Annotated in this window: 13 protein-coding genes; 11 read left to right on the top strand and 2 right to left on the bottom strand. The window is 65.2% G+C overall.

Annotated elements, in window-relative coordinates; all coding sequences use genetic code 11:
- Nucleotides 1-1,130: GGDEF domain-containing protein (locus EOA24_RS16360; RefSeq protein ID WP_133374530.1), on the top strand; the 1,130-nt coding region annotated here is incomplete at its 5' end.
- On the opposite strand, the gene EOA24_RS16355 is transcribed toward EOA24_RS16360, so the two are convergent.
- Entirely contained in the window at nt 1,114-1,461 is a 348-nt protein-coding gene (locus EOA24_RS16355; RefSeq protein ID WP_126080475.1) for a hypothetical protein, read from the bottom strand. The genes EOA24_RS16360 and EOA24_RS16355 overlap by 17 nt on opposite strands.
- 318 nt (nt 1,462-1,779) lie before the next feature.
- Here EOA24_RS16355 and EOA24_RS16350 point away from each other — a divergent pair, with 318 nt between their 5' ends.
- The 7 genes from EOA24_RS16350 to EOA24_RS16315 all read left to right on the top strand — a co-directional run bounded on the left by EOA24_RS16350 (nt 1,780) and on the right by EOA24_RS16315 (nt 7,265).
- Complete coding sequence (locus EOA24_RS16350; RefSeq protein WP_245467320.1) at nt 1,780-2,298, top strand: hypothetical protein; 519 nt, start codon at nt 1,780-1,782, stop codon at nt 2,296-2,298.
- A gap of 228 nt (nt 2,299-2,526) precedes the next feature.
- Nucleotides 2,527-2,949, top strand: a complete 423-nt coding sequence (gene sdhC, locus EOA24_RS16345; RefSeq protein ID WP_126080476.1) for a succinate dehydrogenase, cytochrome b556 subunit — start codon at nt 2,527-2,529, stop codon at nt 2,947-2,949.
- A complete protein-coding gene (gene sdhD, locus EOA24_RS16340; protein WP_126080477.1) occupies nt 2,949-3,344 on the top strand; it encodes a succinate dehydrogenase, hydrophobic membrane anchor protein in 396 nt (131 codons plus the stop codon). The genes sdhC and sdhD overlap by 1 nt, the downstream gene beginning before the upstream one ends.
- A 4-nt stretch (nt 3,345-3,348) precedes the next feature.
- Nucleotides 3,349-5,184, top strand: coding sequence for a succinate dehydrogenase flavoprotein subunit (sdhA, locus tag EOA24_RS16335; RefSeq protein WP_126080478.1), 1,836 nt, complete (start codon nt 3,349-3,351; stop codon nt 5,182-5,184).
- Nucleotides 5,185-5,186: 2 nt separating this feature from the next.
- Complete coding sequence (locus tag EOA24_RS16330; RefSeq protein WP_126080479.1) at nt 5,187-5,621, top strand: DUF3052 family protein; 435 nt, start codon at nt 5,187-5,189, stop codon at nt 5,619-5,621.
- Entirely contained in the window at nt 5,621-6,400 is a 780-nt protein-coding gene (locus EOA24_RS16325) for a succinate dehydrogenase iron-sulfur subunit (RefSeq protein ID WP_126080480.1), read from the top strand. The genes EOA24_RS16330 and EOA24_RS16325 overlap by 1 nt, the downstream gene beginning before the upstream one ends.
- Before the next feature lie 238 nt (nt 6,401-6,638).
- The gene (locus tag EOA24_RS16315; protein ID WP_126080481.1) at nt 6,639-7,265 is read left to right on the top strand and encodes a DUF480 domain-containing protein; all 627 of its coding nucleotides are present in this window, start codon (nt 6,639-6,641) and stop codon (nt 7,263-7,265) included.
- A 210-nt stretch (nt 7,266-7,475) separates the two neighbouring features.
- Here EOA24_RS16315 and EOA24_RS16305 read toward each other — a convergent pair whose 3' ends face one another.
- On the bottom strand, nt 7,476-7,901 hold the full coding sequence (locus tag EOA24_RS16305) for an OsmC family protein (protein ID WP_042645515.1): 426 nt from the start codon (nt 7,899-7,901) through the stop codon (nt 7,476-7,478).
- A gap of 250 nt (nt 7,902-8,151) precedes the next feature.
- Here EOA24_RS16305 and EOA24_RS16300 point away from each other — a divergent pair, with 250 nt between their 5' ends.
- The 3 genes from EOA24_RS16300 (at nt 8,152) to EOA24_RS16290 (ending at nt 9,401) form a co-directional block, all read left to right on the top strand.
- Complete coding sequence (locus EOA24_RS16300) at nt 8,152-8,376, top strand: hypothetical protein (RefSeq protein WP_126080482.1); 225 nt, start codon at nt 8,152-8,154, stop codon at nt 8,374-8,376.
- Nucleotides 8,373-8,729: a YciI family protein gene (locus tag EOA24_RS16295; protein ID WP_126080483.1), complete on the top strand. Its 357-nt coding sequence runs from the start codon at nt 8,373-8,375 to the stop codon at nt 8,727-8,729. The genes EOA24_RS16300 and EOA24_RS16295 overlap by 4 nt, the downstream gene beginning before the upstream one ends.
- Nucleotides 8,730-8,870: 141 nt before the next feature.
- A complete protein-coding gene (locus EOA24_RS16290) occupies nt 8,871-9,401 on the top strand; it encodes a hypothetical protein (RefSeq protein WP_126080484.1) in 531 nt (176 codons plus the stop codon).
- Nucleotides 9,402-9,646 lie beyond the last annotated feature (245 nt).

Below are 9,646 nucleotides of genomic sequence, written 5' to 3'. Positions count from 1 at the left end.
TTGCCGTGTATGGCACCGGGCGCGCGTCGGCGCGTTGGCTTGCCTTCAGCTACCTGCTCGGCATGGCTTATTTCGGCATCGAATTCAGCATCCCCTCCTTCTCGGACGCCCGGTCGCCGGTCGTTGCCGCCTTTGCCGTGTTCCTCGGCGCGACCATCGCTTTCAATGGCGGGTTGGCCCATAAATACGGCGTGCGGCCGCCATGGGCGCCGATGCTGTGCTTCCTGGTCGTCGCGTCGGCCGCCGTCTATCTGGTGCAGGACCTGCCGCGCCAGTCGCTGGCGCGGATGATGGCCTACCAGCTTCCTTATGCCGCCATGCAGTTCGCGGCGCTCGGCATCGTGCTGTCCTCCCGGCAGAGGCTTGCATGGCTGGACCATGTGCTCGCGCTGGTGCTTGGCGCCAGCGCCGTGCAATTCGCCTCCAAGCCATTCATCGCCGGCGCGCTGGGTGGCTGGGGCGCCAATCCGCAGGCCTATGTGCAGACGGCTTACGCGCTGGTGTCGCAATCGCTCGGCACCGTGTTCGGGCTGGCGCTGGCGCTGCTTGCGCTCGCCGTGCTGGTGCGCGACGCGCTCAGCGAGGCGACCTCGAAATCGGAAACCGACGCTTTGTCGCGGCTGTTCAACCGCGGCGGCTTCGAGCGCCACGCGGTCTTTGCGATGCGCGACGCCGTCCGCCGCGGCGTGCCGGTGGCGCTGGTGATCGCCGATCTCGACTATTTCAAGAGCATCAACGACAGTTATGGCCATGCCTGCGGCGACCGCGTCATCGAGACATTCGCCGGCTTCCTGCGCGAGGCCGCGGCCGAGCACCATGTCGCCGGCCGTATCGGCGGCGAGGAGTTCGCCATCATCCTGCCGGGCACCAATCTTGCGGCGGCGCGGCTGTTTGCCGAAGGCGCGCGCAACGCATTCGGAGCCTTGCCGATCGAGGGCCTCCCCGCCGACCATCGCTGCAGCGCAAGCTTCGGCGTGGCGGAGCTGGCCGCCGACGAAGGGTTTGCCGATCTTCTGCGGCGCGCCGACGCCGCGCTCTACGACGCCAAGAATGCCGGCCGCGACTGCGTGCGCGTGTCAGGCGCGCTCAGGCGACGCCAAACGCCGACGATCTTCAACGGCAAGGGCTGAGGTTGGGCATCTCGCCGTCGGAAAGCCCGTACATATAAGATCGGCCCTTGACCAGCACCGGCGGCTGGTAGCAGCCGGGCTCGTCCGCGTCGTCATAGACGACATCGGGCTGACCGGCGCTGGTGAATTCGGAAAGCTTCGCGGCAAGCTTGCCCTTGCCGACGATGATGCGCTTGTAGCCGGCGGCGCTGTCGATGACGAGATTGCCGAAGGAATCGGCATAGACGCGGTCGCGATGGCGCAAGCCGGCTTCGGCCGGCGCGGCGATCGCCAAGACCAATCCCGCCAGCACTGTTGCGGCAAGGCTAGCCCGCACTGAATTCGAACGCATGTCGCTCTCCCTTGATGGCGCGACGGATCGCGCCTGGATTCCGGTCCGAATCGGAAATTAACCCTTTCTTAACCTTTGTTAAGAGGCAGGGGGCTTTCGGCACCGGTTCTTAAGGAGCATGGTTAATTTCGAGGGCCGGTTTCTTGCCCGCCGTCGGGCGGGCATGCAGCCGGCTCACTCTGGGTGAACTTGATCTTGATGCCTCGCGTGGCTAGAGCGGTTCGCCGTTTAACGGAAACGACAAACCACTCTATCTCTTTGTTTTGACGCAATTCCGGACGGAAAACCGTTTCACACTTTTCCTGGAATTGCTGTAGCGTGCCGCGCACGAAAGGGCAGCGCATGAGCTTTGGCCACACGGTTCGGGTGTCGATCACCATCCCGCTGCTTCTCGCAGCCGCGGCCTGCGTGCCGCAGGACGGCGTGCCGAAGGCGGCCAATGCGGCGGCCCCGGTGGCCGCGCCTGCGCTGGCACAGCAGTCCGCCGCATCCGCGACGCCTCCAGCGCCGCCGGCATCTCAAATGCCGCAGGGAGCCACTGCGCCCAAAACGTCCGCACCCCAGGCAACCAAGATCATCACCGACCTCACCGTGCCGCGATCCGGCATCGGCACAGCCACCTACAGATGCGGCAATGGCGGCATGATCACCATCCAGAATCTCGGCTCGTCTTTGCGCGTGGCTCGCCCGGATGGCTCGACCGAGGAATTCGTGGCCTCGCCCGCCAACCAGAGCAGCCGCTACCAGGAGGCGGCGACGCATGACGCAATCGTGATCGACGGCCGCGAGGCGCTGGTGATGAAGAGGGGATCCACCCCGCAGACCTGTCGGAGATAGCGCTCTTTGCTGCACTGCAACGAGACCATGCGCCGGCTTCTAAACAGCCGCTAATCGATTGAAGCGCGCGACCACCGGTTTGTCAGACTAAATGATGTTTCCAAAACGATTTTCCGGCTTTGACGCGGTGCAAAAAGAGCATTAGAAACCGCCTGTCCGGAGCCATATATGAGGGCGGAAAACGCTGCTCCTCGGTAGCGGCATCCAGGACGCCGAACTGGGGCAGCCATGAGCAAATCACCAGCCACCCGCGCAGTTGCCAGACGTGAACGGCCGCTCTCGCCGCATCTGACGATCTACCGGCCGCCGATCACGATGACGATGTCGATCATCCATCGCATCACCGGCGGCGCGCTTTATTTCGGCACGCTGCTGGTGGCGGCGTGGCTGATCGCCGCCGCGAGCTCGCAGGCCGCCTTCGACTGGGTCGACTGGGCATTCGGCTCCTGGCTCGGCCGGCTGGTTCTGTTCGGTTATACCTGGGCGCTGATGCACCACATGCTGGGCGGGCTGCGCCACCTCATCTGGGATACCGGCGCCGGGCTCGAAAAACACACCGCCTCGAAGATCGCCTGGGCGACGCTCGCCGGCTCGATCGTGCTGACGCTCCTGATCTGGATAGCGGGCTATGCGGCAAGGGGGGCTTTTTGATGAACGCGCACAATTCGGACATGCGGACGCCGCTGGCGAGGGTCCGCGGCCTCGGCTCGGCCCGCGAAGGCACCGGGCATTTCTGGCGGCAGCGGCTGACCGCCATCGCCAACATTCCTTTGGTCCTGTTCTTCGTCGGCTTCCTGATCGCGATCAACGGCCACGGCTACGCGGAGGTGCGGGCCGCGCTCGCGAACCCGTTTGTGGTGGTCATGTTCGGCTTGGTGCTGATCTCGCCGCTTTATCACATGCGCATCGGCATGCAGGTGATCATCGAGGATTATGTCCATGGCGAAGGCATGAAGCTGGCGCTGATCGCGCTCAACACCTTCTTCTGCGTGGCAGTCGGCGTCGCTTCGCTGTTTGCCCTGCTCAAACTCGCATTCGGAGGCTGACGTCTTGGCCAACGCAAATACAGCCGGCACGGCTTCCGCCTACACTTTTGTCGATCACAAATTCGACGTGGTGATCGTCGGCGCCGGCGGCGCCGGCCTGCGCGCCACGCTCGGCATGGCCGAGCAGGGGCTGCGCACCGCCTGCATCACCAAGGTGTTCCCGACCCGCTCGCACACGGTCGCCGCGCAAGGCGGCATCGCCGCCTCGCTCGCCAATATGGGCCCCGACAACTGGCAGTGGCACCTCTTCGACACCGTCAAGGGCTCGGACTGGCTGGGCGATATCGATGCGCAGGAATATATGGTGCGCGAGGCGCCCGCGGCGGTCTACGAGCTCGAGCATTACGGCGTGCCGTTCTCGCGCACGGAAGAGGGCAAGATCTACCAGCGGCCGTTCGGCGGCATGATGATGAATTTCGGCGATGGCCCGCCGGTGCAGCGCACCTGCGCGGCGGCCGACCGCACCGGCCATGCCATGCTGCACACGCTCTACGGCCAGTCGCTGAAGAACAACGCGCAGTTCTTCATCGAATATTTCGCGCTCGACCTGATCACCGAGCCGGACGGCACCTGCACCGGCGTGGTGGCCTGGAATCTCGATGACGGCACCATCCACCGCTTCTCGGCCAAGATGGTGGTGCTGGCGACCGGCGGCTACGGCCGCGCCTATTTCTCCGCCACCTCGGCGCATACCTGCACCGGCGATGGCGGTGGCATGGCGGCTCGAGCCGGGCTCGCGCTGCAGGACATGGAGTTCGTGCAGTTCCATCCGACCGGCATCTACGGCGCCGGCTGCCTGATCACCGAAGGCGCGCGCGGCGAGGGCGGCTATCTGGTCAATTCCGAGGGCGAGCGCTTCATGGAGCGCTATGCGCCGTCCGCCAAGGACCTCGCCTCGCGCGATGTGGTCTCGCGCTGCATGACGATGGAGATCCGCGAAGGCCGCGGCGTCGGGCCGAAGAAGGATCACATCTTCCTGCATCTCGACCATCTCGACCCGGCGGTGCTGCATGAGCGGCTGCCGGGCATTTCGGAATCGGCGAAGATCTTCGCCGGCGTCGACCTGACCAAGGAGCCGATCCCGGTGCTGCCGACGGTGCACTATAATATGGGCGGCGTGCCGACCAATTATTGGGGCGAGGTGCTCGACCCGACGGCCGAGAATCCCGACCGCGTGCTGCCCGGTCTGATGGCGGTGGGCGAGGCAGCGTGCGCGTCTGTGCACGGCGCCAACCGGCTGGGCTCCAACTCGCTGATTGATCTTGTCGTCTTCGGCCGTGCCGCGGCCATTCGCGCCGGCGAGGTGATCGACCGCAATTCGCCCATCCCTGCGCCCAACGCGGCCTCGGTCGAGAAAATCATGGACCGCTTCGACAGGCTGCGTCATGCCAACGGCTCGACGCCGACGGCAAGCTTGCGGGAAAAGATGCAGCGGGCGATGCAGGAAGACGCGGCGGTTTTCCGCACGCAGGAATCGCTCGACAATGGCTGCAAGCGCGTTTCCGAGATCTGGAGCGAGCTCAAGGACATCAAGGTCACCGACCGCTCGATGATCTGGAATTCCGACCTCGTCGAGACGCTGGAGCTGGAAAACCTGATGACCAACGCCATCACCACGGTCTATGGCGCCGCGGCGCGCAAGGAGAGCCGCGGCGCGCATGCGCGGGAGGATTTCTCGGCCCGCGACGACGCCAACTGGCGCAAGCACACGCTGGCCCATGTCGGCGAGGACGGCACGGTGACGCTCACGTACCGGCCGGTGCATACCGAGACGCTGCTGGCGGAAAAGGACGGCGGCATCAACCCGGCCAAGATCGCGCCGAAGGCCAGGGTGTATTGACGATGGCATTGGCGGCCGCGGGATATTCCGGCACGCCCCTTCCGGCCAAGCTCGGCCTGAAGGACGGCATGGTCGCCGCCTTCATCGCGCTGCCGCCGGAGCTCGATGATTTGGCCGAGGCAGTAAAGTTTGCCGAGGTCGATCGGCTGCCAAGGTGGTCGGCGATCTCGGGCAACCGGAAATACGACGCCGTGCACGCCTTCACCGGGCAGCGGGCCGAGATCGAGGACGGCTTGCCCGGCATCGAGACGGCGATCAAGCGCGACGGCATGGTCTGGGTCTCTTGGCCGAAGAAGGCATCGAAAGTGCCGACCGACGTCACCGAGGACGTGATCCGGTCGGAGGCGCTGAAGCGCGACCTGGTCGACGTCAAGGTCGCCGCCGTCAACGAAATCTGGTCCGGGCTGAAGCTCGTCATCCGAAAGGACCGCAGGTAATGGTCGAACTCACGCTTCCCAAGAATTCCAAGGTCCAGCAGGGCAAGACCTGGCCGAAGCCGGAGGGCGCCACCAACCTGCGCGAATACCGCATCTACCGCTGGTCGCCGGACGATGGCGGAAACCCGCGCATGGACACCTATTTCGTCGACATGGACGATTGCGGGCCGATGGTGCTGGACGCGCTGCTGTGGATCAAGAACAAGATCGACCCGACGCTGACGCTGCGCCGCTCCTGCCGCGAAGGCATTTGCGGCTCCTGCGCCATGAATATCGACGGCTCCAACACGCTCGCCTGCACCAAGGGCGCCGACGACATTTCCGGCGCGGTGAAGATCTACCCGCTGCCGCATATGCCGGTGATCAAGGACCTGGTGCCCGACCTCACCAATTTCTACGCCCAGCACGCCTCGATCGAGCCGTGGCTGAAGACGGTCTCGCCGACGCCGGCCAAGGAATGGCTGCAGAGCCATGAGGATCGCGAGAAGCTCGACGGGCTCTACGAGTGCATCCTGTGCGCCTGCTGCTCGACGTCGTGCCCGAGCTACTGGTGGAACGGCGACCGCTATCTCGGTCCGGCGACGCTGCTGCAGGCCTATCGCTGGCTGATCGACAGCCGAGATGAGGCGACGGGCGAGCGGCTCGACAATCTCGAAGACCCGTTCCGGCTCTATCGCTGCCACACCATCATGAACTGCGCGCAGACCTGCCCGAAGGGCTTGAACCCTGCGAAAGCGATCGCGGAGATCAAGAAGATGATGGTGGAGCGAAGGGTTTAGGCTTCGCCTCTTCGTTCGCGACAATCTCGCAAGCAGCGATCCTTCGCGCCCCCCCTCTGTCCTACCGGACATCTCCCCCACGGGTGGGGAGATTGGCTGTCATCGCGGCTTTCGCCAATCGCCGTCGTCGAAGAGTGAGCGCTGTTGACGAAGCTGCTGATCTCCCCCCTTGTGGGGGAGATGTCCGGCATGACAGAGGGGGGCGCTGTCCCGCCAGCGCTAGAAAGGATTGCAGCCAATGACCGATCTCCCCGTCCTTTCCGCCGTCGAAGCGCGCGTGCTGGGCTCGCTGATCGAGAAGAAGGAGCTGACGCCGGACGTCTATCCGCTGACGCTCAACGGGGCGCACGCCGCCGCCAACCAGAAGACGGCGCGCGAGCCTGTCATGGCGCTGGAGCTGACCGAGATCCGGCGGGCGCTGAGCACGCTCGAGCAGAAAGGGCTGGTGCGCCAGGCCTTCGCCTCGCGGGTCGAGCGCTACGAGCATCTGATGGCGCAGCGCTTTTCGCTGACCACGCCGCAGATCGCGGTGATCGGGCTCTTGCTGCTGCGCGGCGCGCAGACGGCGCATGAGCTGCTGGCGCGCTCCGAGCGGATGGCGCATTTCGCCTCGATCGAGGAGCTGCGCGACAATCTCGACCTGATGATCGGGCGGAGGCCGCCACTGATCCAGCTGCTCGAACGCGCGCCCGGCCAGCGCGAGGAGCGCTACGTTCATTTGCTCAGCGGACCGGTGGATGCGGCGGCCGTCGCGGCGCCGTGGCAGCCGGCGGCGTCGGCGGACTCCGACCTCGAGGCGCGGGTCAAGGCGCTGGAGGAGGAGGTCGCGGCGCTTCGAGCGAAGATCGAGGCGCTGGGCGGGTAGCTTCAGAAGCGTTGGCGCGGAGCCCCCCTCTCTGTCCTGCCGGACATCTCCCCCTCAAGGGGGGAGATCAGATGTCACGGCGGGTTTCGCCAATCTCCAACGCCGCAAGCTGAGCGCCAACGGCGAAGCTGCCAATCTCCCCCCTTGAGGGGGAGATGCCCGGCAGGGCAGAGAGGGGGGCGAAGGATCACCACCCCGCGCAAATCTGCCTCACCCCAACCTTGCGTCCAGCGACACCTTGATTGCCCCCAGCGCTTTCGACACCGGGCACTCCGCCTTGGCCTTCTCGGCCAGTTCCTTGAACTTCGCCGCGTCGATGCCGGGCACCTTGCCGACCAGGGTGATGGCGCTGCCGGTGATGCCGGTGCCGGGAACCAGCGTCACCACCGCCTTGGCGTCGAGCTCTGCGGCCGGCGTGCCGTTCTCGGCCAGGAAATGCGACAGCTGCATGGCGTAGCAGCCCGCATGCGCCGCCGCGATCAGCTCTTCCGGATTGGTGCCGGATTTGCCGCTCTCGTCCTGGAAGCGCGCCTTGAAGGAATAGGGCGTGCCCTTCAAGGTCCCGCTCTGCGTGTCGAGCGTGCCCTGGCCTTCCGTCAGATTGCCTTTCCAGACGGCGTTTGCGGTGCGATCCATGGAGTCCTCCTGGTCTGTCGGGGTTGCGCCGGCGGCCGCCGGCGTTCTCCTGGACTATAGCGCGGGCGCGGCGGAAGGCCATCCTCCGGCGCGTCGAGATTCGGGTGAGGCCGCCTCACCGGAATCGACGCGCTTTCCGCCCGTGTGGTGGGCAGACCGAAAAATCTCAAAAAAATGCGCGCAAGAATGTCGACTTGCCATCGGCCCGACCGTCCTGCGGGCGGCCACTCGCGGCCGATGGAGATTTGAGATGGACAATCTGTTTGTTGCGATCTGGGGGAAGCCGGAGCGAAATGCCCGGCGAGCGGAGGAGTTCTGGCTGGATCCGCCGGCGCCCGGTTTCGGTCGACTGCTTGCGGCCATCGCTATTGTCGGCGTGGCGGCGTGCCTGCTCGACCACGTGGCCACGGCAAACAAAACTGACACCGCCGCCTTTGCCTCTTACAACGTGGCCATCGAAGGGAGCTCGAAATGAAATATGTCCTGCTGGTCTATGGCGAGGAGAAGGACCTTTACGCGCTCACCCCGGAACGGGCGGCCAGGCTCGATGCCGACTCGCTTGCCTATGACAGGGACCTCGACAGGCAAGGCAGGTTGGTCATCGCACAGGCCCTGCAATCGGTGAAGACCTCGAAGTCGCTGAGGCGGCGCAAGGGCAAGGTACTGGTGACCGACGGGCCGTTCGCCGAGACCAAGGAGCAGCTGCTCGGCTTCGTCATGGTCGAGGCGGCCGACCTTGCCGAGGCGCTGAAGATCGCGGAGCGCATTCCGCTGGCCGAGCTCGGCACGGTCGAGGTCAGGGCGATCTACAACATACCGGGGTCATAGGCGCCGGTCAGGCCGGGCATGGCGCGTTGCGGCCGTCTCACGCGGGAAACATCTTCAGGGTTTCTTCACGGACGCAACCGTTGCGTGTTGAAGCAACGCCGCATCTCTCTTATCGTGGCCGCGATTTCGGGGGAATTCGGCATGCCTATTCTTATCGCGATACTTGGCCTGCTCGGAGCGGCCGCCATCTGGTGGTACCGGCTGAAATATATGAGCGACGCCGCGCGTGAGGTCGCCGACGTCGTCGGGCGCGTCCAGGGCAACCTGCGCCGCAAGAAGCTGCGCAACCAGGCCGCGCTCTCGCCGCTGACGGCGATCGACGATCCGGTGGTGGCGGCCGCGACGCTGATCACCGCGATCGTTGCCGAGCAAGGGCCGGTGCTGCCGAAGCGCGAGGCTGTCATCCGGGACGTCATCTCGCAGATCGCGGAAAGCCCGAAGAAGACCGACGAGGCGGTCGTCTACGCAAAATGGGCTGCAGCGCAGGTCGACGACACGACGATCGTCATCGACAAGCTGGCGCCGTTCCTGCGCGGCCGTCTCGACCCGCATGAGCGTGACGACCTGCTCAGCATGCTGAACCGTGTCGCGCAAGGCGGCGAGCAGAGCCTCAGGATACCCGACCAGCGGATGCTGAGGCTGCGGCAGAAGCTGGGTTTTGAGGTGAACTAGAATTCAGGTGAGGCCGGCCTGCAAATGCCGGCTCCCTGCGCTTCCGGTGCTCACGTACTTTCAAGTACGCTCCGCTCCGGTTCTCGGGATCCGCCATTTTCGACTCGGCCTGACCTGAATTTCACCGCGCGGCGACGACCGTATCGCCTGCCTTCGTGATGGAGCGAAACGCCTCTCGCGTCGTCATTCTATGGCGGAGCAAGGAGCGAAGCGACGCGCGCAGACCATAGAATCCATTCCGTGAC

It is taken from the genome of Mesorhizobium sp. M2A.F.Ca.ET.039.01.1.1 (assembly GCF_003998035.1).
GTDB lineage: Bacteria > Pseudomonadota > Alphaproteobacteria > Rhizobiales > Rhizobiaceae > Mesorhizobium.
This window is presented reverse-complemented; position numbering and strand designations above follow the sequence as displayed.